This is a genomic window from Lentzea sokolovensis (assembly GCF_033949975.1).
GTDB lineage: Bacteria > Actinomycetota > Actinomycetes > Mycobacteriales > Pseudonocardiaceae > Lentzea > Lentzea sokolovensis.
Genome location: NZ_JAXAVU010000004.1, coordinates 544147 through 567297 on the forward strand (window position 1 = coordinate 544147; position 23151 = coordinate 567297).

Genomic DNA, 23151 nt, shown 5'->3' on the forward strand with positions numbered 1-23151 from the left:
TCGCTGTTTCCGGAGTTCGTGGTGCTGTTCTGCTTACGCGGGAAGCAGAACCGAGTCGATGAGGTAGACGGTGGCGTTGGCGGTCTTCACGCCACCGCAGATCACGTTGGCGTCGTTGACCTTCAGCGCGTCCTTGGAACCGGTGACCTTCACGGTGCCGGTCTGCACGGTCTTCTGGTCGCCGGCGATCTTGTCGGGCGTGATCTGGCCGGGGACGACGTGGTAGGTCAGGATCTTGGTCAGCAGCGCGTCGTCGGTCTTGAGCTTCTCGATCGTCGCGGCGTCGATCTTCGCGAACGCCGAGTCGACCGGCGCGAACACGGTGAACTCCGCGCCGTTGAGCGTCGAGACCAGGTTGACCTTCGGGTTGAGCTTGCCGGACACGGCGCTCACCAGCGTCGTGAGCAGCGGGTTGTTGCTCGCGGCGACGGCGACCGGGTCAGCAGCCATGCCGGACACGGAACCCGCACCGGACGGAACCTGCTTCGCGTAGTCGGCACAACCGGGGCCGACGAGGTCCTTGGCCGGGTCGGCCATCGCGGCGGACGACGGCGCCGTGGAGGTGGCGGAGGTGGGCGCGGTGCTGGAGCTGCTGCTCGCCGTGTCACCCGAGCCGCAAGCAGCTCCGAACAGGGCGAGCGAAACAGCGCCGACGGCCAGAACGGTGCTCCGGGCGGTCTTGTTCATGACGGGACATCTCCAAGGGTGTTCGGGCAGTTGCTGGTGATTCGCCGCCCCAGGAGGAACGGATTGGTGCGGTTATCGATCCGTTACCGAACCGGCCGGAAACCTCGCGCCACCAGGGGAAATGCCTTGATGGTCCACAGTGGACTCAGGCGGCGGGCAATCCGCGGTGCTCACGGCCCCGAAGAACGGCCATGAAACGAGGAGACATCGCCCCGGACTTCACCCTGCCCGACGACAGCGGACGACCCCGCTCGCTGTCCGGCTTCCTGGACACCGGCCCAGTCGTGCTGTTCTTCTACCCGGCCGCGATGACCGGTGGCTGCACCGCGGAGAGCTGCCACTTCCGCGACCTGGCGAAGGAGTTCGGCGAAGTCGGCGCCCACCGGGTGGGGATCAGCCCGGACTCCGTGCGCAAACAGCGCGAGTTCGCTGCCACGAACGGCTTCGGCTACCCGCTGCTGTCCGACGTGGACGGTGTCGTGGCGAGGCAGTTCGGCGTATGGCGGCGCTTCAGCCCGTTGCACGCGAAACGGCACACGTTCGTCATCGACACCGACCACCGGATCCTCGAAGTGGTCAAGAGTGAGCTGAAGTTCACCGTGCACGCCGACAACGCTCTCGCGGTGCTGCGAGAGCGTGCGGCGAAAGGCGTCTAGCCGACCGAGGTGAAGACCATCGAGTGCCAGCCGGTCGCGCCGTCCGGAATGGGGGCGGCGCGCTCGTTGGTCTGCGTGTAGCCCTTCCGGTCAGTGGCGCGGCATTCCACGGTGTGGTTGCCGGGCTTCAGGTCCAGTTCGATGCGCCACATCCGCCAGGTGTCGACGTTGACCTCGGTGCTGAGCGTGGTCTTCTGCCACGGCCCGCCGTCGACGCGCACCTCGACGCCGTCGATGCCGGTGTGCTGGGCCCAGGCGATGCCCGCCACGACGAACCGGCCCGCCGGCACCCGTTCGAAGGACTTCGGCCGATCGACCCTGGACATGACCTTGACCGGCGCCTTCTTGCCCCAGCCGCGCTGCGCCCAGTACGGGTCGAACGCGTCGAAAGTGGTGAGTTCCATGTCCACCAACCACTTCGTGGCGGAGACGTACCCGTAGAGACCGGGCACGACCATGCGCACCGGGAAGCCGCGTTCCAGCGGCAACGGCTCGCCGTTCATCCCGATGGCCAGCATCGCGTTCGATCCGGGCGCCATGATCGACTCGACCGGAGTGCCGCACGTCCACCCGTCCACGCTGCGCGTCGCGAGCTGGTCGGCGCCGGGCCGCACGCCGGCGTCCCGCAGCAGGTCGGGCAGGGAGACGCCGATGAAGTTCGACGTGGAGATGTACGGGCCGCCGACCTCGTTGGACACGCACACCAGCGTGATGGTCTTCTCCACCAACGGGCGCCGCAGCAGGTCGTCGTAGGTGAGCACCATTTCGTTGTCCACCATGCCGTGCACCCGCATGCGCCAGTCCTCCGCCCGCAGGCGGGGCACGGTGAGCGCGGTGTCGACCCGGTAGAACTTCTCGTTCGGCGTCAGGAACGTCGGCGTGCCCTCGCGGGCGAAGTCGGCGTCGAACGGGATGTCCGGCGCCGTCTCCCTGGGCCGCAGCTTGATGCCGCGCCGGGAGGCCTCGACGTCCACGCGACCGGCGAGCAACTGCCCGCCCACGGCCGCGAGTCCCGCACCCGCCGCGATCGCCGCCGTCGACAACAGGAACTTCCTCCTCCCCTGCGCCACGACCGGCGCCTGGGACCACAGCCAGCGGAACGCGGCGACCCCGACCACGAGGCTCGCCAGCGGTGCGATCACCGACCACGCGGTCGTGGTCGGCCTCGCCAGCACGGCGGCGATCCCGAGCAGCCCCAGCACACCGGCGAGGGCGGTACCGGGCCACGGACTGCGGCGGGACACGAGCCCCGCCACCACACCCAGTGCCGCGAGGACGACCGCCATGCCGGCGAGCAGCACCAGCTTGTCGTTCTCCCCGAACGTGCGGACGGCGAAGTCCTTGACCGGGTGGGGCGTCAGGTCGATAGCGGTGTTGCCGACCGCGAGGAACGGCGAGGCCAGCGGGCTCACCAGCCCCGCGACGAGATGGCCCGCCGCCAGTGCCGCGGCCACCGACACCAGGCCGATGAGGATCGTTCGTGTTGCCTTCACACGGGTGGTTCGGAGCCGGCCGCTCACCGGATTGGCTGATGAGCGTCGCCCACCGCAACGGGCGACGCTCACGCCGTCACGGCTTGGTCAGGCGCACCAGGAACCCGTCGTGGTCGGTGTGGCTCATGCCGTACTTGGAGGTGCTGACGAACGCGATGTCGTTGGAGAACACCACGTGCTGCACGTCGTTGTCGCCCTTGCGGATGTGGCCGGGTGGGACGCAGTTCTGCGCGTTCTCCGGATCGGAGGTGTCGTACTCCAGGTTGAAGTCGCCACCGACGATCGTCTTCCCGGTCACGCCCTCGGCCGCCCGGATCTGCGGGATGACGTCGAACAGCAGGGACCGGCACTGCGCGAGGGCGACCGGTTCGCTGCTGGCGGACAGATGCGTCGCGCATCCGAGGTGATCACCGATCGCGTACACGCACACGTACGTCCGCTGCTCGTTGCCGCCGTCCTGGCCGGCATACCTGCCGCTGTAGGTTTTCACACCCTGGTAGTTCGCCGCCGCCACCCGGACGATCACGGCGTTGCCGTAATCCTGACCGTTGGCGCACTTCACCGGCGTACCGGTGTCCCTGCGCAGCGCCGGCGCGAACTGCGCGTACACCCGGTCGCCCGGCCACGCCTTCACGAGCGATGGCACGAGGTAGTCGGGCAGGTCGTTGGCGCAGATCTCGTTCAACGTCACCATGTTCGGGCGCAGCCGGGCGATCAGGTCACCGCCCTCGATGATCGATCGGCCCTGCGCGTAGCAGTTCACCCCGGGAACGCCGCTGTTGCACAGGTTCAGCTGGAGCTCCCAGAACCGTTCCGCGGCCGCGGCGGGCGCCGCCGATGGGACCAGCGTTCCCAGCCCGAACGCCGCCGCGATCGCCAGAACCGCCGCACTTCGTCGACTCATTCGTCCTCCGTTGATGGAGTCCCCCACAGGTGGCGTCCACCCCGGCCCATCTCCGGAGCGAACCGCCACCGTCGTTCTACACGTCGTGCGTGCCTGCCGGAGCCGGATCGAGCGTTCCCGGTTGCCGTTCACGACAACCTGTCGTAATCTTTTGCGACAGATTGTCGCAAAAGCCGGGAGTCGTCATGACCACGCTCGAAGATCGCGCCGAACTCATCGAACTGATCAGCCACTACGCCGACATCGCGGACCTGAAGGAGTTCACGACCCTGCCCGGCCGGGTCTTCACCGACACGCCCACGCTCGACTTCGAGTCCGTGACGGGCATGGCGCCGATGACGATCCCGCTCAGCGACTACGTCGAAGCCCTCCGCGCCGGCTTCGCGCCGTTCAAGGCGACGCACCACGCCATCACCGGTCACGTGGTCGACCTCGACGGCGACACCGCGAAGATCCACGCACACGTCCGCGCCGAGCACTGGCTACCGTGCGGCGCCGGACCTTGGCTGGTCGTCGGCTTCTACGACAACGAGGCGGTCCGCACGCCGGACGGCTGGCGGCTCAACCGTGTCAAGCTGACCGCCGTCCACCAGGAGAACCAGCCGACGATGCCGGACGTAGCGCTCGCGCGGTAGCAGGCGGTCCCGCCCACGACCGAGGAGAACGATCAGATGCCGCGGATTCGCGCCGCCACCATCGAGGAACACCACGAGATGGTGTGGGCGGACCTCACCGAGGCGATGCGGCAACTGCTGCTCGAACGCGACTACGAGTCGATCAACATGGGCCACATCGCGGCCAGGGCGGGACTCGCGCGCAACACGCTCTACAACTACGCCGCCGACAAGCGCGCACTGGTCCTGGAACTCGCTCGCCGGGCGAGCCGTCCCCTGGCCGAGCAGGTGGCCTCGATCGCCGCGCGCTCACCGGACCCGGCCGCGGACCGGCTGCGGGAGATCATCGAGGTGATCCTGTCCGCGTCCACGAACCACGCCATGCGACTGATGTTCCTCCCGAACTCCGGCTCACTGGTGGCCGATCTGCCGGACGGGCCGGACAACCCGTTCACCGCGCTCGTGGTCGAGGTGGAGAACGTCGTCGAGGACGGTCTCACCGGTGGTGAGTTCCACGGCGTCGAAGACGTGCGGCTCACCGTGGAACTGCTGTCCGGGGCGATGCGCGCGGGCATCGAGCGCATCAGCCGGGACCCGGCCGCCCTCCCTGCCACGATCCGCGCGGCACAGGAGATCGTCCTCGCCTCCATGACCCTCGGCCCTTCGAGAAGAACCTGAGCTCGCATGAAGGTCCACGTTCGCGGACACGAAGCGAACCGGGAACGTGACCGCGCCGTGTGAGAACGGCACCGGCGGGGTACTGACAACACGCCGAACACGCGCGTGTTCGCACGGAGGACCCCCTTCGGGTGGTCCGGCCGGGCCGGTGACGGGAAGTTGAAACACTCCAGCGACCCGCCGCCGGTCCGGTTCCGCGCGCCCGGTCCTGGACCCCTGATCGCCCGGTGGCCGTACGATGCGCTGAACGTGCGTCAAGCAGCCGGCGCCGTGGACTCCGCAGAGGCAGAAGGGGCCGCGGCATGGCGGACTACGTGCAATCAGGATCGGTGAGATCGATCGACAGCGAACGCCCCGATCCGATGGCGCGCCTGGACGAGACCACCGAGGCGCTGACGCAGCTGCACGACGCGTTCACCGGCGAGGAGTCCCTCGACGACGCGTTGCAGCGGGTCGCGGAGACCGCGGCCAGGGCTGTGCCCGACGCCGACGCGGTGACCGTCTCCGTCGTCACGGAGGACAAGCCGCACACGGCCGCGACCACGGACCAGCGACTCGTCGAACTCGACCAGAAGCAGTACGACTCCGGTCGAGGGCCGTGCCTGGAGTCGGCGCTCAACCTGACGCCCGTGCGGGCGGTGATCGGCGAGCACCGCGAGGCGTGGCCCGAGTTCGAGGCCGCGGCCGAGGAGGCCGGCGTGCGCGCGTACCTGTCAGTACCGGTCGTGCTGCCGGCCTCGGACGACTCCGAAGCGCGGCACATCGGCACGTTCAACATCTACAGCTACACGGCGAAGGCCTTCGACCCGTTCGACGAGGGCCTCATGCGGCTGTTCACCACGGCCGCGTCCGCCACGATCACCAGTGCCCAGCGCTGGCAGCACTCACAGGGCCAGGTCAAGCAGCTGGAGCGGGCCCTGGGGTCCCGCGCCGTGATCGACCAGGCGAAAGGCGTGCTGATGGCGGTGCACTCGTGCAGCGCGGATGACGCGTTCGAGCTGCTCGTGGCGGAGTCGCAGCGCCTGAACGTCAAGCTCCGCGACGTCGCGGCGAAGCTGCTCGAGTCGGTGACGCGGCAGGACGAGCCAGCCTGACGCCCGCCCAGATCAACACGGCGAGCACCGCCACCAGCAGGTATTCGATCAACGGGATCCGCACGACCTCGTCGATCCTGCCGAGCCCTCGCCAGGAGTAGACGGCGAGGGCGGCGACCACGAAGGTGCCGCCGATCCACCACCGCGTCCCCGCGCTGAGGCCGACGCCGTGCATCTGGGTGAGCACGAAGATCGCGACGAACCCGAAGAAGAACATCGGCCACATCCCGTTCGGGCCGGAGTTCATCACGGCGACGAGCGTGCCGTGCGCGGCCACGAGCAGCTCCAGGGTCAGCGTCCACCAGCGGTTCGTGTGGGATGTCGTGAACATCAGACTGCTCTGCACGAGCAGCAGGAACATGTAGAAGAACCCGATGAGGTGCCCACTCGAGGACTCCATCGGGTGGTACCAGAACGTGTAGATCGCGGCCCAGCTGAACAGGTAGCCGTGGTAGCGGCGGGCGAACCCGACGACCTGCGCGGAGATCGGCGCCGACCAGGTGAGCACGAGGCCGCGGCGGCGGTTCTCCATCAGCAGGACGACCACGAGCAGCAGGACGACGGAGCCCTGCGAGCTGAAGATCGAGACGTCCTGGGCGAGGCCGTCGTAGAACACCTGCGTCTGCAGGGCGTGCAGGCCGATGAACGCGCCGTTCGCGGCGAGGGCGACGACGTTGAGGCGGTGCAGGCCGGTGGTGTAGCGCCGGACTCTGGTCTGCGCGTAGTAGATGAGACCCCACGACACGAGTTGGTGCGCCGCGTAGCCCAGCCAGGCGGACGCCCTGGTCCAGAAGGTCGGATCCGGCAGCTTCCAGTAGTACCAAGACGCGCCCTGGTCGGGCAGCAACGCGATGCCGTGCAGCCGCTGACCCAGCAGCCACACCAGGCCCGTGAGCAGCGCACTCGCCACCACACCCCACACCAGCACGGTCGGACCCGGCCGCCGCGTATCGTTCAGCATGCTGAGCATTATGCACGGTTCGTCGTGATACGTTCAGCGCACTGAGCAAATCAGGAGGCAGCGCGGTGGCCCGATATCTGTTGCGCGTCAACGGTGAACGGCACGAGGTGAACGTCGAGGGCGACACTCCCCTGCTGTGGGTGTTGCGGGACGAGCTGGGGCTGACAGGGGTCAAGTACGGGTGCGGGGTCGGCCTGTGCGGTGCCTGTACGTCCCATGTGGACGGTCAGGCCGCACGGCCCTGCGTGCGGACGGCGGCGGACAGCGCGCAGACCCGGATCACGACGATCGAGGGGCTGTCGCGCGACGGGGACCACCCGGTGCAGCGGGCGTGGCGCGAGCTCGACGTGGCGCAGTGCGGCTACTGCCAGCCCGGCCAGGTCATGGCCGCGGCGGCGCTGCTCGCCCGTGATCCGGACCCGGACGACGCGGCGATCGACGAGGCCCTGCGCGACAACGTGTGCCGCTGCGGCACCTATCCGCGCATCCGCGACGCCGTGCGCCGCGCCAGCCGGATCATGCGGGAGGAACGATGATCAGCAGGCGGACGTTGCTGCGCGGTGCGGGAGTCGGCGCCCTGATCGTCGCGGTGCCGGTGCCCGCGCTCGCCACCGAAGGCCTCGTGCCGAACGTCTTCGTACGGCTGGACGACGCGGGCCGGATCACCGCGACCGTGCCCCGTCCGGACACCGGCCAGGGCGTGCGGACCGTGGTCGCGCTGATGGTCGCCGAAGAACTCGCGGTCGAGGCCGGCGACATCACGCTGGAACAGGCGCACGGTGACACCGAACGCTTCGGCTCGCAGGGTGTCGCCAACTCGACGTCCGTGCGGCAGCTCTCCACCCCGATCCGCACGGCCGCCGCGACCGCGCGCTGCCTGCTCGTCACCGCCGCCGCGCAGCGCTGGCGCGTGCCGGTCAGCGAGTGCACGGCGAAGGACGGCGCCGTGCGCCATCCCCGTCGTGGCCGGCTGCCGTACCGGGCGCTCGTGCGCGCCGCCGCGGCCCTCGACCCCGCCACCGTGCCCGTCGAGCTCACGCCGCCGGAGAAGTGGCGGCTGCTGGGCAAGACCCGTGGCGGCCGGGTCGATGCCCGCGACGTCGTCACCGGTCGCGTCCGGTACGGCATCGACTCGCGGCCTCCCGGTGGCATGGTCGCGGTCGTGGCCCGCCCGCCGTGGATCGGCGCGGTTCCCGACACGATCGACGACACCGCGACCCGAGCCCTGCCAGGCGTGGTCGACGTCCTGACGCTCACCGCGCCGGCCGAGGGCCAGGGCGGCGTCGCCGTGATCGCCAGGTCGACCCACCAGGCGTTGCGAGGCCGTGAAGCCCTGCGAATCACCTGGCGCGGCGGCACACCCGGTGCGGACAGCCGCGCATGGCTCGCCGATCTGCACTCGGCGTTGCCCGCGCAGAGCCCGATCAACGGCCTGCAGCGGACCTACCAGATGCCGTTGCTCGCGCACGCTCCGATGGAACCGATGAACGCCACCGCCCACGTCCGTCCGGATGGCGTGACCATCTGGGCGCCGACGCAGGACCCCGGAGCGTTGCGCACCCAGCTGGCGCGTCAGCTCGGCCTGCCCGCGACGGCGGTGCGGGTGGAGACGGCGGCGTCCGGCGGCGCGTTCGGGCGGCGCATCGAGCCTGATCCGGTGCTGGAGGCGGTGGCCTGCTCACGACGCGCGGGCGCCCCTGTCCAAGTGCTGTGGACACGGGCCGACGACATGCGCAACGACTCCTACCGGCCGATGTCGGTGCACAGGATGTCCGCGGAGATCGGCGCCGACGGCCTTCCCGTCCGCAGGGCCCACGAGGTCGTCACCTGGCCGCTGACCGTCCTGCCCTTCTTCGCCAATCCCGCCCTGATCAAGGCGAGCGGCGACCACTTCCCCTACACCGTGCCCGGCGACGTCACGGTCACCGTGCGGCCCGCACCGCTGCGTACAGGATTCTGGCGATCCGTCTACGCGGGGCAGTTCCTCTACGCCGAGGAGAACTTCCTGAGCGAGATCGGCACGAGGTCCGGCCTCGACCAGGTAGCGCTGCGCCGGACGCTGCTGCCCGCGGGTTCGCGGCTGCACAAGGTGCTCGACACCGTCGCCGACCGCGCCCGCTGGAGCGCGCCACCGGTGCCCGGCACCTCGCGGGGCGTGGCCTGTCTGGAGGAATACGGCTCCGCGATCGCGGTGATCGCCGTCGCCGAACCGGGATCGCGTCGCGTGCTGCGCGTGCACGCGGCCGTCGACGTCGGGGTGGCGTTGCACCCGTCCGGGGTCCGCGCCCAGGTGGAGGGTTGCGTGGCCGACGCACTGTCCACTGTGCTCGGTGCGCAGATCACCGTCCGGGAAGGACACGTCGCGGAGTCGTCGTTCGGCGACTACCGGTGGGCGCGGATCACCCAGACACCCGACATCGACGTCACGATCGTGCCGTCGACCGCTCCGCTGGGCGGCCTCGGCGAACTCGCCTACCCACCGGCGGCCGCGGCCATCGCGGCGGCGCTCGCGGGCGACACGCCCGTGACGGGCATGCCGTTCGGGACCGACGTGGGGTGATCGGGCGGGTCTGGGATGATGGCACCGTGGCGCAGGGAGACGAGCCGGCGGTGCCAGACCGCCCGGACCAGGTGGACGTCGACTCCTGGCCGACCGGCAGGCTCCTGTCGGTCGCGGCGCGCGTGGTCGAGAAGCGCTTCGAGGACTTCCTGGCGGGCCGCGGTCTCACCCACGCGGGCATGATCACCCTGCACCACCTCGCCGACGGACCGCGGTCCCAGCGCGAGCTCGCCGTGCTGTGCCGGGTCACCGACCAGACCATGAGCCGCACCATCGAGCACCTCGACCGCGGCGGCCACGTCGTGCGCAGCCAGGACCAGCAGGACCGCAGGCGCACGTCGGTGAAGATCACCCCGGCGGGCCGCCGCGCCCTCGCCGCCGCCCGTCGCGAGGAACGCGAGTCCGACACGCTGCTCGGCGCCGTGGACGACTACGAGCACTTCCGGCAGCAGCTGATCGCACTCATCGCGGCCGCGACGTCCACAAGGGACTAATGCCTGTGTCGAGGCCGGCAGCGATGCACTGAACCGGGTCGCCGCTGATGGGCGTGTCGACGATCGAAACGGGCGACCCCTTGGCCTACAAGCAGCGTTACGCGCTCAAGCGTCATCGCGGGGTGGCGCCTCGGTACGACAAGCTCGCCGCGCGTTGCGACGCCACCGTCCACGTCACCGCGATCGACGAACGACTCTGACCGACAGCTGCCGCGCGCCGGCACCGAAGAAACCGATCGCACTGGTGGACCGGCCGGACCAGGGCGTCTTCGGCAGCAGGGGTTGCCACCACCTCCACTGCGAAATGCCTGCGCACAAGATCCACACTCTGTTAGACAGCGCTGGTGGACCGACACGAACTCACCGCAATCGCGCACACCGACCACCCGATATCCGCGCCGTTGAGCGACAGCACAGTGGCGCACCTCCTCGACCGGGCCATCCGCGAGCAGGACGATCACCTGCTCGATCTGGGCTGCGGCGACGGCACCTGGTTGCTACGCGCGCTACAGGCGCGCGACGGCGTAACGGCTGTCGGAGTCGACATCTCGGGTGAAGGCTTCGACCACGTCCTGGGCGAGGCCGCCCGGCTCGGTCTGGCCGATCGGCTCGAACTGCGCCGCCAGGACGTCGCCGAGTACCGGTCGACCAGGAAAGCGGACCTGGTGCTCAGCGTGGGGGCCGCCTACGCGTACGGCGGGCTGCTCCCCACGTTGAACGCCGCTCGGGAACACCTCGCCGAAGACGGGATGCTCCTGCTCGGCGACTGCTTCTGGGAGCGCGAACCCGACGCCGCCGTCCGCGCGGAACAGGAGAACGGTCCGCAGAAGTACGCGGATCTCCCGACCACCGTGGCCCAGGTCGTCGCCGACGGGTGGACGCCGGTCTACGGATACATCAGCACCATCGCGGAGTGGGACGAGTACCAATGGTGCTGGACCGGCACCCTCGCCCAGTGGGCCCTCGACAATCCCGAACACCCCGGCAGCGACCTCGCTCTTCAGACGTCAGCGGCCCACCGCGCCAGCTGGCTGGGCGGCTACCGCGGAGTTCTCGGGTTCGTCGTACTCCTGCTGCGGCGCACACCTTCACCGGCATCGACCGAGGTGTCGTGAGAGGAAACCCTCACGACACCTCCCGCGGGTGGGGCGACTTCGACACAGGCCCTGGTGGCCCGGCCCGTTGGCGACCGAATCCACTCTCGGCAGGGCACCTCGCGGCGCCTGACAGCGAGTTCGCCCGGGAACGTTCCAGGCCACGCCGCTAACGCGCTCCGCAGGAGTCCCTGACGACCAGCTGCGTAGGCAGCATCACGGGCTCCTCGCGCCCGGCGCCGGTGATCATGGCCATGATCGCCTTCGCCGCCGCCACCCCGAACCCCGGCTTGTCCTGCGCCACCGTCGTCAGCGCCGGATCGACCACCGAGGCGATCTCGATGTCGTCGAACCCGACGAGCGCCAGGTCCTGGGGCACCCGCAGACCGGCGGCACGGGCGGCCAGCAGTGCGCCGACCGCCATCTCGTCGCTGGCCGCGAACACCGCGGTCGGCGGCTCGTCCAGCGCCAGAAGCCGGTGCGTGGCAGCGGTTCCACTCGCTCGGTAGAAGTCGCCGGCGACCACGTAGTCGTCGCGCGGCTCGATGCCCGCCTCCCGCAATGCCGTGCGGTAGCCGGAAACTCGGGCTTCGGAGGGCTGGTTGCCCGGCGGGCCGGTGATCGTCGCGATCCGGGAGTGGCCGAGACCGACGAGATGACGGACGGCCGACAGCGCGCCGCCCACGTTGTCCGACGTCACGTAGGTGGCCCTGGGCCCGTCGACGGCCACGTCCAGCGCGACGCACGGAAACCCTGACTGCGCAAAGGATTCGAACGCGTCGGCATCGGAGCCGCTGTCGATCAGGACCAGCCCGCCGAGGTGGTGGCGGCGGGTCATGTTCACGTAGCCGACCGGGTCCGCGAGCGAGGCTCCGACCTCCCGGGAGTCGCCGCTGGTCGCAAGCATCAGCAGGTGGTAGCCGTGCGCGCTGAGCGCGGACTTCAGTCCTATCAACAGGTCCTGCAGGTACGGGTGCCGCCAGCCGGGCCTGCGGTGGTCGGTGTCCCAGACCAGGCCGATCATCGTCGACTGCTTCGTCGACAACGCCCGCGCGGACTCGTTGGGCCGGTAGTCCAGCTCTTTCGCGACCCGCAGCACTCGTTCCCGCGTGTCCTCGTTCACCGTGTCCGGCTGGTTGAAGACGCGCGACACCGTCGCCACGGACACGCCGCAGAGCTGGGCGATCTCTCGCCCGGTCGCCATCGGACCTCCCGAAATACCGTAAGCGGTTACATAGACCCTACGAGCAGCACTTCCCCTAGTCAAACGGGTGCGGAAGTTGATCTGTTTATCATCTCGTTACTTGACGGACACCGCGTAACACCGCTGTCATTGGCGCCACACACCTTCTCGACGAAGCACTTCTTCTGCTTCAGCGCGCCCAAAAACCAACGGAGGCCTGGAAAAATGCGCCCCAAAGCACTCGCCCTCGGCTGCGCCGCGGTGGCGACCGCCCTGGTGCTCAGCGGTTGCGGCAGCGACGCCGCGTCCGGTGGCAAGACGAAGCTGACCATCGGGTTGTTCGGCAACTTCGGGTACGCCGAGCTGCTCAAGGAGTACGCGGCCGCGCACCCGGACGTCGAGATCTCCGACCGCACCGCGTCCTACTCCGACCACCACAAGAACCTCGCCGCGCACCTCGCCACCAGCAGCGGCGCTGCGGACATCGAGGCGGTGGACACGGGGTACGTCAACCAGTTCAAGGCCACTCCGGACAAGTTCGTCGACCTCAACACCAAGGGCGGCGACCAACTCAAGGACCGCTGGCTGAGCTGGAAGTGGGAGGCCTCGCTCAGCAAGGAGGGCAAGCAGATCGGCTACGGCACCGACATCGGCGGCCTGGCCATCTGCTACCGCCGCGACCTGCTGCAGAACGCCGGGCTGCCCGCCGACCGCGACCAGGTCGCGGCGCTGTGGCCGACCTGGCAGGACTTCATGGCCGCGGGCAAGAAGTTCCAGGAGAAGGCGCCGGAGGGCGTGAAGTGGTTCGACGGCGGTCCGACCGTCCTCAACGCGATCGTCGGCCAGGCTTCGGTCGGCTACTACGACAAGACCGACAAGATCGTCGTGGGTGACAACAAGGAGGTCAAGGCCGCCTGGGACCTCGTCGTCGACGGCGTGCAGTCCGGTCTGTCGTCCAAGCTGCTGTACTCGACGCCCGTCTGGAACACCGGGTTCAAGCAGGGTCAGTTCGCGACGGTGACCTGTCCCGCGTGGCAGATGGCCAAGATCAAGGACCAGGCCGGTCCCGAGGCCGCCGGCAAGTGGGACGTCACCTCCGTGCCCGGCGGTGGCGGCAACTGGGGCGGCTCGTACCTGACGGTTCCCAAGTCGGGCAAGAACGTCGACAAGGCCGTGGAGCTGGCGGCGTGGCTGACCGCGCCCGAGCAGCAGGCCAAGGTGTTCAAGAGCGCCGGGCTGCTGCCGTCGATCCCGAAGCTGTACGAGGACCCGTCGATCGTCGACTACAAGAACCCGTACTTCAACGACGCGCCGATCGGCAAGCTCTTCACCGACGCGGCCAAGAAGCTGAACCCGCAGTACCAGGGCCCGAAGGCCGGTGACATCCAGACCGCGATCGGCAACGCGATGCAGCGCGTCGAGCAGGGCAAGCAGAACGGCGACGAGTCGTGGCGCCAGTTCGTCGGCGACGTCCAGAAGTGACGAGCTGATCATGGTTCTGATGGACAAGACGGCCAGAAGACACCGGTGGGACACCAAGTTCGCGCCGTACGGATACGTGGCGCCGTACTTCCTGATCTTCGGTGTCTTCGGGCTGTTCCCCCTGCTCTACACCATCTGGGTCTCGCTGCAGGACCGCAACCTGCTCGAGTCGGACGCGGCGACGTTCGTGTGGTTCGACAACTACGCGAAGCTGATGGCGGACCCGTACTTCTGGAACGCCATGGGCAACACGCTGAGCCTGTGGCTGCTGACGACGGTCCCGCAGATCCTGTTCGCGCTCTTCATCGCGCAGCTGCTCAACCGCAAGGTCCGCACCCGCACGCTGTTCCGGATGGGCGTGATCCTGCCGAACATCACCTCGGTGGCGGCGGTGACGATCATCTTCGCGCAGCTGTTCGGCCGCGACTTCGGCCTGATCAACTGGGTGCTGGAGCTGTTCGGTGCCGGGCAGATCGACTGGCAGGCCGGCACGGCCAGCTCCCACATCGCCATCGCCGTGATGGTGGTGTGGCGCTGGACCGGCTACCACGCGCTGATCTTCCTGGCGTCCATGCAGGCGATTCCGTCGACCCTGTACGAAGCGGCCACCCTGGACGGAGCGAACGGGCGGCAGCAGTTCTGGCGGATCACGGTGCCGTTGCTGCGGCCGCAGATCATCTTCTCGACGATCATCGCGACCACCGGCAACATGCGGCTGCTCGCGGAACCGCTGCTGTTCAACCCCGGTGCCGCTGCCGCGACAGGTGGCTCCGACCGGCAGTTCCAGACCGCCGCGCTGTACCTGTACGAGCAGGGCTTCACGAACTACGACTTCGGCTACAGCTCGTCGATCGCGGTCGTGCTGGCCATCGCCACGGTCATCGTCGCCGGTCTCGGCTACCTGGTGACCAAACGGATCCGGACGGAGTGACCCCATGACCGCAGTGCTGGAGCGCCCGGCGCCCGTGCAGCCGGCGGGACCCTCGGCGAGGGCGCGCAGGCTGGCCAGACGTGTGGCGGGGCCGTGGACGTACGCCGGGCTGATCGCGATCCTGGCCGGGTCGGCCTTCCCCGTGTACTGGTCGTTCGTGGTGTCCTCGCAGACACCGGACGCGATCGACAGCGTGCCGCCCGTCCTGGTGCCGGGCGGCCACCTCTTCGCGAACATCGCCCGCGTCTTCGACACCACCGACTTCGCGCTGGCGCTGATGAACTCGATCATCGTGTCGGGCACGGTGACCATCTCGGTGGTGCTGTTCTCGACGCTGGCCGGGTTCGCCTTCGCCAAGATGAAGTTCCGCGGCCGCAACGTGTTGCTGCTGCTCATCATCGCCACCCAGGCGATCCCGACCGAGCTCGGCATCATCCCGCTCTACATGATGATGAGCGAGTTCGGCTGGGCCGGCGAGATCCACGCGGTGATCGTGCCGGGACTCGTCACCGCGTTCGGCGTGTTCTTCATGCGGCAGTACTTCGAGCGGGCGATCCCGGACGAGCTGCTGGAGGCGGGACGGATGGACGGCTGCCACTCGCTGCGGCTGTTCTGGCACGTCGCGCTGCCCGCGGCTCGTCCGGCCGCGGCCGTGCTCGGGTTGTTCACGTTCATGCAGGCGTGGAACGACTTCTTCTGGCCGCTGGTGGTGCTCGTGCCGGAGAACCCGACCGTGCAGACCGCTCTGTCCACTTTGGCCAGCGGCTACACCACCGACTACACGCTGGTGCTGACCGCCGCGACGATCGGCACGGTGCCGGTGTTGCTCGTGTTCCTGTTGTTCGGCCGCCAGATCGTCGGCGGCATCATGTCGGGTGCCGTCAAGGGCTGATCTTCTTTGGAGACTGTTGTGAGTTTTCCGGCCGGCTTCCGCTGGGGCGTGGCGACCTCGGCCTTTCAGATCGAAGGGGCGGCCAGGCTCGACGGCCGCGGTCCGTCCATCTGGGACACCTTCGCGCAGGTGCCCGGTGCCGTCGCGTCCGGCGACACCGGGGACGTGGCGGCGGACCACTACCACCGCTGGGCAGAGGACGTGCGGCTGCTCGTCGACCTCGGCGTCGACGCGTACCGGTTCTCGGTGTCGTGGTCGCGGATCCTGCCGGAGGGCAGCGGACGGATCGAGCAACGCGGCCTCGACTTCTACCGGCGCCTCGCGGAGGCGTTGCTGGACAACGGGATCGAGCCGTTCCTGACGCTGTACCACTGGGATCTGCCCCAGGCGCTGGAGGACCAGGGCGGGTGGCGCAACCGCGACACCTCCCACCGGTTCGCCGACTACGCCGCCCTGGTGCACGAGGCGCTCGGTGACGTCGTCACCAAGTGGACCACGCTGAACGAGCCGTACTGCTCGTCGGTCGTGGGCTACGGCGAAGGCCGCCACGCGCCCGGCGCCCGCGAGGGACACGGCGCGTTGGCGGCGGCGCACCACCTGCTGCTCGGTCACGGGCTCGCGGTGCAGGCCATGCGCGCCAACGGTTCCGGCGGCGAGTTCGGCATCGTGCTGAACCAGTCACCCACCGTGCCGGTCACCGACTCCCCCGCCGACGTCGCCGCGGCCAGCCGGCAGGACTGCCTGCTGCGGCGGCAGTTCACCGACCCGCTGTTCGGTTCGGCGTACCCGGACGAGATGACGTCGATGTTCGGCGAGATCAGCGACTTCTCGTTCCGGCACGACGGCGATCTGGCGATCATCGGCCAGCCGCTGGACTACGTCGGCCTCAACTACTACTACCGGCTGCACGTCGCCGACGCGCCGCACCGCGAGCCCGACCCGGCCAAGCGCACGGCCCACGACATCGGCGTCGACACGACCCAGCTCCCGGACGTGCCGCGCACCGGCATGGGCTGGCCCGTCGAACCCGCCGGTCTCACGATCGCACTGACCGACCTCAAGGCCCGGCATCCTGGTCTGCCACCGGTCTACGTCACGGAGAACGGCTGCGTCTACCCGGATTCGGAGGGGTTCGAGGACACCGAACGCATCTCCTACCTGCGTGACCACATCGCGGCGGCCCAGGCCGCGGACGTGGATCTGCGCGGCTACTTCTGCTGGTCACTGCTCGACAACTTCGAGTGGGCGCACGGCTACAAGCACCGGTTCGGGCTGGTGCACGTCGACTACCAGACGTTGCAACGCACTCCGCGTGCCAGCTACCACTGGTACCGCTCGTTCATCACTACGGCACGGCAGGACAACTGATCGCGGGAGTCTTCAAGTCGAGCAGGTAGGCGTCGACGTTGGACCGCGTGCAGGCGCTGCGGGGGTAGGCGATGTGGCCCCAGCCCTCGTAGGTCAGCAACGCGGTGTTGCGCGGCGCCTGCCGTTTGATGTTGACCGCCCACGCGTACGGGGTCGTCGGGTCGTACTTGGCGTTGAGGACCAGGATCTTCGGCGCGCCGGAGATGTCGAGGCGGTGGGGCGGGTTGGCGGGCGGTCCGGGGACGCCGACGCACGCCATGGCCTCGTCGTGGCCGAGGAGGCTGCCGCGCATGATCGGTGAGCGCCGCAGTTCCTCGGCCCGCAGCCGTTCGTAGTCCTGGAAGTTCCTGATGCGCAGGGAGAAGTCCTGGCAGACGGTGGCGAGCCGGACCGACTCGTAGTTGGGTTCGAAGGCCCGGGTCCGCAACGTCTGCCCGGCGATCAGGTCGGCGGCCCAGAGCCAGTCGGGACCTCGCACCGCGAAGTACATGTTGTTGAGCAGGCCCTGGCGCCCTCCCGGTTCGCCATCGGCCCGCACGAGTGCCGCTTCCCAGGCGGCCCTGACGTCCTGTCCGTGCAGGGCGCAGTCGGTCGAGCTGTCGCACCAGCTCTCGAACTCCCGGAACGCGTCGTCCGCGGCGGCCGCCCGGTCCCCCACGAACCGCCGGGCATCCACGCTGTGGTCGACCACGCTGTCGAGGACCATCGCCCGCACCTTGCCGCCGAACTTCTCGGCGTACGCCTGCCCGAACACCGTGCCGTACGACAGCCCGAAGTAACTGATCTTCCGCTCACCCAGCGCCCGCCGTGCCGCGTCCATGTCCTGCGCGACGGCGGCGCTGTCGGCGTGGTCGAAGATCGGCCCGCTGCGCTCGCGGCACTTCGCCAGCACGTTCTTGTTGTGCTGGAGCAGCGCGGCGAACCCGGCCTCGTTTTCCGGATAGATCGACGGCTGCCCGTCCATGAGGTCGGCACACCGCAACGCCAGGCTGTTCCCGGTGCCCCGCGAGTCGATGCCGACGATGTCGAACCGGGCGCGGACCTCCGGGCTGAACAGGCCGGAGAGCGCGAACTCCGCCGCGGAACCGCCGGGTCCACCGGGGTCGACCATCAGCACGCCCAGCCGCCGCGCCGGGTCGGTGGCCTTGTGCCGCCCCAGCGCGACGTCGATGCGTTCGCCGCGGGGCTTCTTCCAGTCCAGCGGCACGCTGAGCGTTCCGCACTCGCCGTCGGGATTGTCCGGGCAGGGCGCCCAGGCGATCGACGGCGCCGGCTCGGCGTGCGCCGCACCTCCGGTGACCACCAGAACCAGAGCGGCGACGGATGCCGCCAATGCCCGCCTCATCGTGCGCAAGACGCCCCCTCGAGCTTTGCCCTGAAGCGGCTCACCCTACGAGAGAAAGCGCTCTCACGGTTGCTCCGGACGCCGGAGCCGTTCGGCGGCCAGCCGTCCGGAGATGAGCACCGGCGGGATGCCGACGCCGGGCGTGGTGCCGCTGCCCGCCAGCACGACGTTGCCGTCCCGGAACGGCAGGTTGCGCGGCCGGAACGGGCCGGTCTGGCCGAACGTGTGCGCGGCGGAGAACGGCGTGCCGGCGGCCTGGCCGTCGCGCGCCCAGTCGTCCGGTGTGACGACGGCGAGCGGTTCGGCGTCGACGAGGAGCTTGCGCGCGGACATCTCGTCGACGAGTTCCTCGGCGTACCGGCGCGCCATCGCGTCCCAGCGCAGCGGAGCGGCGTCGAGGTTCGGGCAGGGCGCCAGGAGGTACTGCAGGTGCCTGCCCTCCGGCGCGAGTGCGGGATCGGTCAGGGTGGGCGTGGTCAGCAGCAGCGACGGGTCGCTCATCAGCCTGCCCTGCCGGATGATCTCGTCGAACGTGCCGTCCCACTTGTCGCCGAACGAGATCGTGTGGTGAGCGAGGTCGTCCGCCACTCGGCCGGCGCTGAGGTGCACGACCACCGCGGACGGTGACCAGCGCAGCGGCCGGATCCGGCGCGGTTCGCCGTGCAGCAGCCGGGTGCTCTGGGCGGGTCCGGTGGCGAGAACGACGGCGTCGCAAGGGAACCGGGTGTCGGCCGTGCGCACGGCCGTGACGCGGTGACCGCTCCGTTCGAGCTCCTCGGCCTCCACGCCGTAGTGGAACCGCACCCCCGCGTCGGAAGCGGCGTCCGCCATGGCCTGCGGCACAGCGCGCATGCCGCCGCGCGGGAACCACACGCCCGCAATCGTGTCCATGTAGGCGATGACGGCGTACGCGGCGAGAGCGTCTTTCGGTGCGACCCCGGCGTAGAGCGCCTGGAAGGTGAAGACGCGCCGGAGCCGGTCGTCGTGCAGGAACCGCCCGACCGCCTTGGCCAGCGAGCCGAAGCCGCCGAGCCGGGCCAGTGCGATCAGGTCGGGGCCCGCCAGGTCGAGCGGGGAGTCGAAGCTCGCGCCGATGAACCTGTCGCGTTCCACCTCGTAGAGCCTCGTCAGCCACGCCCGCAGATCGCGGTACCCCTGCGCCTCACGGTCCCCCGCGAAGTCGCGCACCGCCTGTTCCATGCGGTCCGCGTCGGTGTGCACGTCCAGCGCCGTGCCGTCGGCGAACGTCGCGCGGTAGGCGGGGTGCAGCGGCAGCAGTTCCAGGTGGTCCTCCCGCCGCCGGCCCACGGCCGCGAACGCGTCGTCCAGCAGTTCCGGCATGGTGAGCACGGTCGGGCCGGTGTCGATCCGGTGGCCGCCGATGTCGCGACGACCCGCGAGCCCACCTGGGTGCGGCCGTCCTTCGAGGACCGTCACCTCGTGCCCCGCACCGCGCAGGTGCAGTGCCGCCGACAGCCCCGAGAGTCCCGCGCCGACCACCACCACACGATCCGTGCGGCCTTTCACCACGTGCACCACTGCGTTCCCCTCGCTCAGGTCGTTCGTGCCACGGCGCGGCCGGCCAGGCGCACCAGCTCGTGACGGGCGTCGCCGTCGATGGCCGCGCGGTCCAGCGCCGCGATGCCCGATCCGGCCAGCCTCTCGATGTGCTCCTCCACCGCGGTGACGGCGCCGAGTTCCACGAGCAACGCGCACACGTCCCTCACGGTCCGCTCGCTGACGGTCCCGCTCTCCAGGCAGCGCCGCAGCAACCGTTGCGCCGCGGGTTTGCCCTGCGCCCGGGACAACGCGATGGACATCAACGGCGTCCGCTTGCCCTCCCTCAGGTCCTCGCCCACCGGCTTCCCGGTGACCGAGGGGTCGCCGAACACCCCGATCAGGTCGTCCCTCAGCTGGAAGGCGACGCCGATGTCGTGGCCGTACGCGCGCAGGCAGTCGACGACGTCGTCGTCAGCCCCCGCGAGGGCGGCTCCGAGGTGCAGCGGCCGTTCCACCGTGTACGCGGCGGTCTTCAGCGCGGCCACCCGCACAGCGTGCTCCAGCGACTCCTCGCGCCGCGCGACGGCCAGCAGGTCGAGGTGCTGTCCCATGATCATCTCGGTCCGCATCGCCTGCCACGGCCCCCAGGCGCGGCTCAGCGCCTCGGCGGGAAGACCGGCGGTCACCAGCGCGTCGTCCGCCCACGCCAGCGCGAGGTCGCCGACCAGGATCGCGGCCGAGTCGCCGTACCGGCGGGCGCTCGCGGCCCACCGTTCCCGCCGGTGCAGGGCGGCGAACGACTCGTGCGTCGACGGCCTGCCCCGCCTGGTCGCCGAGCGGTCCATCACGTCGTCGTGCACCAGCGCGCAACACTGCAGCAACTCCAGCGCCACCATGGCCCGCACCACGGCGTCCACCGGCGCGGCGCCGCCTGCCGCACGCCATCCCCACCAGGCGAACGTGGGCCTGATCCTCTTGCCACCGGCGAGGACCAGCCCGCGCAGCTCGGCGGTGAGCTCGGTGGCCAGGTCCTGCCGGGCGAGCAGGAACTCGTGCAGTGCTTCGTCGAGCAGGGCGTGGAAGTCGTCCACCCGCGACGTGCGAGCGTCCACGCTGGTCAGCAGCGACATCGGCGTTCCTCGAAAGTCGGTGGGAGTTCGATGCTCCGAGCTAAGCAGCGCGGTGCGGGGTCCGCATGATGAGCGCGGTCGTTGTGCGGAAGGCAATTCGCGGACTTAGCGTGGGGAACCTCCTGCTCGAAAGGACCCCCTGATGTCGGCTGAGCGCGAACTGGATGCCGCGGGCGTCACCGCACCGGCGTTGCGCGACGCGTACCGGCGCTGCCGTGAGCTCAACGCACTGCACGGCCGCACCTACTACCTGGCAACGAGGTTGCTCAGCCCGGAGCAACGTCCCGCCGTCCACGCGCTGTACGGGTTCGCCCGGTGGGTGGACGACGTGGTCGACGACGTCCACAGTGGAATCGACGACAAGGCCGCCGCGCTCGGCGCGATCGACGTTCGCCTGCAGAAGGCGCTGAAGGACGGGGCGACGGACGACCCGGTGCTGGCGGCGCTGATGGACACGGTGCACCGCTACGACATCCCCGTCGGGCATTTCCAGGACTTCATGGAATCGATGCGGATGGACCTCACCGTCACCGACTACCTCACCTATGCCGACCTCGAACGGTACGTGCACGGATCCGCCGCGGTGATCGGCCTGCAGGTGCTGCCGGTGCTCGGCACCAGCGTGCCCAGGGAGGAGGCCGAACCGGCCGCGGCGGCGCTCGGTGTCGCGTTCCAGCTCACCAACTTCATCCGCGACGTCGGCGAGGACCTCGACCGCGGCCGGGTGTACCTGCCCGCCGACGAGCTCGCGGCGTTCGGCGTCGACCGGGAACGCCTGCTGCACGCGCGGGCTCAGGGCAGAGCCGACCAGCAGGTGCGGGCCGCCCTGCGTGACCAGGTGCGCAGGGCGCGCCAGGTCTACGAGCGGGCGTGGCCGGGCATCGGCATGCTCGCGCCGCGGTCGAGGCCCTGCGTGCTCACCGCCTACCGGCTGTACGGCCGGATTCTCGACCTCGTCGAGGGCGCGGACTGCGACGTGCTGTCGCGCCGCGTCGTCGTGTCGAACGGCAGGCGGCTCGCGGTCGCCCTGCCCGCGCTGGCGAGGGCGGTGTTCGCCCGTGCGGCCTGACGAGAGGAAGTCGATGCGTGACCGGATCCCGTTGCGGATCTACTCGAGCCCGCCGTGGCGGGAGCAACGGCCGACGTGGCAGGACGCCAAGCCGGCGTTGATCGAGGCCGCGCTCAAGCGCGCCACCGCACGCCCGTCCGGCAACTGGTTCGTCGCGGGCGCCAGCAGGGACGTCGTGAAGGGCAAGCCGTGCGGCCGCACCATCGCGGGTCAGGAGGTCGTGCTCTGGCGCGGGCCGCACGGCGTGCTCATGGCGGGGTCGGGCTCGTGTCCGCACCTCGGTGCTCCGCTGTGCGACGGCGCCGTGGCCGAGGGCAAGCTGATCTGCCGCTGGCACGGCCTCGCACTCGACGGCACGCGGTTCGGCGCGTGGACGCCGTTCCCCGCGCACGACGACGGAGTGCTGGTGTGGGTCCGGCTGGACCGGGCGGGTGGCGAGGAGCCGCTGGACGCTCCCGTGCTGCCCGAAAGGCCGCCGGCGGGATCGATCGACGCTGTGGCCACGCTCATCGGCCGGTGCGACCCCGAGGACGTCGTCGCCAACCGGCTCGACCCCTGGCACGGCGCGTGGTTTCACCCCTACTCGTTCGCGAACCTGCACGTCCTCGAAACCCCCACCGAGACGGAGGACCGCTTCCTGGTCGAGGTCACCTTCCGCGTCGCCGGACGGGTCGGCGTGCCGGTCATCGCCGCCTTCAGCTGCCCGGAGCCGCGCACGGTCGTGATGCACATCGTCGAGGGGGAAGGCGAGGGCAGCGTCGTCGAGACGCACGCGACGCCCATCCGCGACGGCCGGACCGCCGTGGTGGAGGCGACCATCGCGCACTCGGACCGGCGCGGGTTCGCGCTGGCCAGGCCGGCGGCGGGGGCGTTGCGGCCGGTCATGCGCTGGGCAGCCGCACGGTTGTGGCGCGACGACCTCGACTACGCCGAACGCCGGTACACACTACGCCAGGCGGGCCGCTTCCCCGACTGAGCCCCCCAAGTTGCGTCGTTTCTGAGTCGATTTTACGATG

23 protein-coding genes are annotated in these 23151 nt (G+C 69.8%); 15 read left to right on the forward strand and 8 right to left on the reverse strand.

All coding sequences use genetic code 11. From position 1 onward, the window contains the following. Nucleotides 1–33: 33 nt before the first annotated feature. Nucleotides 34–687, reverse strand: coding sequence for a fasciclin domain-containing protein (locus SK854_RS08030; protein ID WP_319974361.1), 654 nt, complete (start codon nucleotides 685–687; stop codon nucleotides 34–36). 191 nt (nucleotides 688–878) lie between these two features. Between SK854_RS08030 and SK854_RS08035 the strand changes: the two genes are divergently transcribed. Then, a complete protein-coding gene (locus SK854_RS08035; RefSeq protein WP_319974362.1) occupies nucleotides 879–1343 on the forward strand; it encodes a peroxiredoxin in 465 nt (154 codons plus the stop codon). Here the strand turns inward: SK854_RS08035 and SK854_RS08040 are convergent. Both SK854_RS08040 and SK854_RS08045 read right to left on the reverse strand, forming a co-directional pair. Continuing rightward, nucleotides 1340–2836, reverse strand: coding sequence for a molybdopterin-dependent oxidoreductase (locus tag SK854_RS08040; protein WP_319974363.1), 1497 nt, complete (start codon nucleotides 2834–2836; stop codon nucleotides 1340–1342). The genes SK854_RS08035 and SK854_RS08040 overlap by 4 nt on opposite strands. 76 nt (nucleotides 2837–2912) lie before the next feature. Next, nucleotides 2913–3740: an endonuclease/exonuclease/phosphatase family protein gene (locus SK854_RS08045; RefSeq protein WP_319974364.1), complete on the reverse strand. Its 828-nt coding sequence runs from the start codon at nucleotides 3738–3740 to the stop codon at nucleotides 2913–2915. 185 nt (nucleotides 3741–3925) lie between these two features. Between SK854_RS08045 and SK854_RS08050 the strand changes: the two genes are divergently transcribed. The 3 genes from SK854_RS08050 (at nucleotide 3926) to SK854_RS08060 (ending at nucleotide 6126) form a co-directional block, all read left to right on the forward strand. Beyond that, nucleotides 3926–4375 (forward strand): nuclear transport factor 2 family protein, encoded by a 450-nt coding sequence (locus tag SK854_RS08050; protein WP_319974365.1) that lies wholly within the window; start codon nucleotides 3926–3928, stop codon nucleotides 4373–4375. Nucleotides 4376–4411: 36 nt separating this feature from the next. Continuing rightward, on the forward strand, nucleotides 4412–5032 hold the full coding sequence (locus tag SK854_RS08055; protein WP_319974366.1) for a TetR/AcrR family transcriptional regulator: 621 nt from the start codon (nucleotides 4412–4414) through the stop codon (nucleotides 5030–5032). A 329-nt stretch (nucleotides 5033–5361) separates the two neighbouring features. After that, nucleotides 5362–6126, forward strand: a complete 765-nt coding sequence (locus SK854_RS08060; RefSeq protein ID WP_319974367.1) for a GAF and ANTAR domain-containing protein — start codon at nucleotides 5362–5364, stop codon at nucleotides 6124–6126. On the opposite strand, the gene SK854_RS08065 is transcribed toward SK854_RS08060, so the two are convergent. Then, nucleotides 6062–7087: a hypothetical protein gene (locus SK854_RS08065; protein ID WP_319974368.1), complete on the reverse strand. Its 1026-nt coding sequence runs from the start codon at nucleotides 7085–7087 to the stop codon at nucleotides 6062–6064. The genes SK854_RS08060 and SK854_RS08065 overlap by 65 nt on opposite strands. A 65-nt stretch (nucleotides 7088–7152) precedes the next feature. Between SK854_RS08065 and SK854_RS08070 the strand changes: the two genes are divergently transcribed. The 5 genes from SK854_RS08070 to SK854_RS08090 all read left to right on the forward strand — a co-directional run bounded on the left by SK854_RS08070 (nucleotide 7153) and on the right by SK854_RS08090 (nucleotide 11256). After that, nucleotides 7153–7623, forward strand: coding sequence for a (2Fe-2S)-binding protein (locus SK854_RS08070; RefSeq protein WP_319974369.1), 471 nt, complete (start codon nucleotides 7153–7155; stop codon nucleotides 7621–7623). Next, on the forward strand, nucleotides 7620–9647 hold the full coding sequence (locus tag SK854_RS08075) for a xanthine dehydrogenase family protein molybdopterin-binding subunit (RefSeq protein WP_319974370.1): 2028 nt from the start codon (nucleotides 7620–7622) through the stop codon (nucleotides 9645–9647). Before SK854_RS08070 ends, SK854_RS08075 begins: the two co-directional genes overlap by 4 nt. Nucleotides 9648–9673: 26 nt before the next feature. After that, nucleotides 9674–10141, forward strand: a complete 468-nt coding sequence (locus SK854_RS08080) for a MarR family winged helix-turn-helix transcriptional regulator (protein WP_319974371.1) — start codon at nucleotides 9674–9676, stop codon at nucleotides 10139–10141. A 53-nt stretch (nucleotides 10142–10194) separates the two neighbouring features. Further along, entirely contained in the window at nucleotides 10195–10341 is a 147-nt protein-coding gene (locus tag SK854_RS08085) for a hypothetical protein (RefSeq protein ID WP_319974372.1), read from the forward strand. A 144-nt stretch (nucleotides 10342–10485) separates the two neighbouring features. Next, a complete protein-coding gene (locus tag SK854_RS08090) occupies nucleotides 10486–11256 on the forward strand; it encodes an SAM-dependent methyltransferase (RefSeq protein WP_319974373.1) in 771 nt (256 codons plus the stop codon). 148 nt (nucleotides 11257–11404) lie between these two features. Here the strand turns inward: SK854_RS08090 and SK854_RS08095 are convergent, their stop codons facing one another. After that, nucleotides 11405–12439, reverse strand: coding sequence for a LacI family DNA-binding transcriptional regulator (locus tag SK854_RS08095; RefSeq protein WP_319974374.1), 1035 nt, complete (start codon nucleotides 12437–12439; stop codon nucleotides 11405–11407). Nucleotides 12440–12643: 204 nt separating this feature from the next. Here SK854_RS08095 and SK854_RS08100 point away from each other — a divergent pair, with 204 nt between their 5' ends. From SK854_RS08100 to SK854_RS08115, 4 genes are read left to right on the forward strand one after another with little or no spacing between them, the layout of a single operon-like run. Beyond that, complete coding sequence (locus SK854_RS08100) at nucleotides 12644–13900, forward strand: ABC transporter substrate-binding protein (RefSeq protein ID WP_319974375.1); 1257 nt, start codon at nucleotides 12644–12646, stop codon at nucleotides 13898–13900. A 19-nt stretch (nucleotides 13901–13919) separates the two neighbouring features. Further along, a complete protein-coding gene (locus tag SK854_RS08105; RefSeq protein ID WP_319974376.1) occupies nucleotides 13920–14831 on the forward strand; it encodes a carbohydrate ABC transporter permease in 912 nt (303 codons plus the stop codon). A 4-nt stretch (nucleotides 14832–14835) separates the two neighbouring features. Next, on the forward strand, nucleotides 14836–15723 hold the full coding sequence (locus SK854_RS08110; protein ID WP_319974377.1) for a carbohydrate ABC transporter permease: 888 nt from the start codon (nucleotides 14836–14838) through the stop codon (nucleotides 15721–15723). Nucleotides 15724–15741: 18 nt separating this feature from the next. After that, nucleotides 15742–17091, forward strand: a complete 1350-nt coding sequence (locus SK854_RS08115) for a GH1 family beta-glucosidase (RefSeq protein ID WP_319974378.1) — start codon at nucleotides 15742–15744, stop codon at nucleotides 17089–17091. Here SK854_RS08115 and SK854_RS08120 read toward each other — a convergent pair. The 3 genes from SK854_RS08120 to SK854_RS08130 form a co-directional block, all read right to left on the reverse strand. Beyond that, complete coding sequence (locus SK854_RS08120; RefSeq protein ID WP_319974896.1) at nucleotides 17069–18436, reverse strand: alpha/beta hydrolase; 1368 nt, start codon at nucleotides 18434–18436, stop codon at nucleotides 17069–17071. The genes SK854_RS08115 and SK854_RS08120 overlap by 23 nt on opposite strands. Before the next feature lie 63 nt (nucleotides 18437–18499). Continuing rightward, on the reverse strand, nucleotides 18500–19972 hold the full coding sequence (crtI, locus tag SK854_RS08125) for a phytoene desaturase family protein (protein ID WP_406601742.1): 1473 nt from the start codon (nucleotides 19970–19972) through the stop codon (nucleotides 18500–18502). A 17-nt stretch (nucleotides 19973–19989) separates the two neighbouring features. Continuing rightward, nucleotides 19990–21066, reverse strand: coding sequence for a polyprenyl synthetase family protein (locus SK854_RS08130; RefSeq protein WP_319974379.1), 1077 nt, complete (start codon nucleotides 21064–21066; stop codon nucleotides 19990–19992). 142 nt (nucleotides 21067–21208) lie between these two features. Here SK854_RS08130 and SK854_RS08135 point away from each other — a divergent pair, with 142 nt between their 5' ends. Further along, nucleotides 21209–22135 (forward strand): phytoene/squalene synthase family protein, encoded by a 927-nt coding sequence (locus SK854_RS08135; protein WP_319974380.1) that lies wholly within the window; start codon nucleotides 21209–21211, stop codon nucleotides 22133–22135. Between the two features lie 13 nt (nucleotides 22136–22148). Then, nucleotides 22149–23111, forward strand: coding sequence for a DUF5914 domain-containing protein (locus SK854_RS08140; RefSeq protein WP_319974381.1), 963 nt, complete (start codon nucleotides 22149–22151; stop codon nucleotides 23109–23111). The last annotated feature ends 40 nt before the right edge of the window (nucleotides 23112–23151 follow it).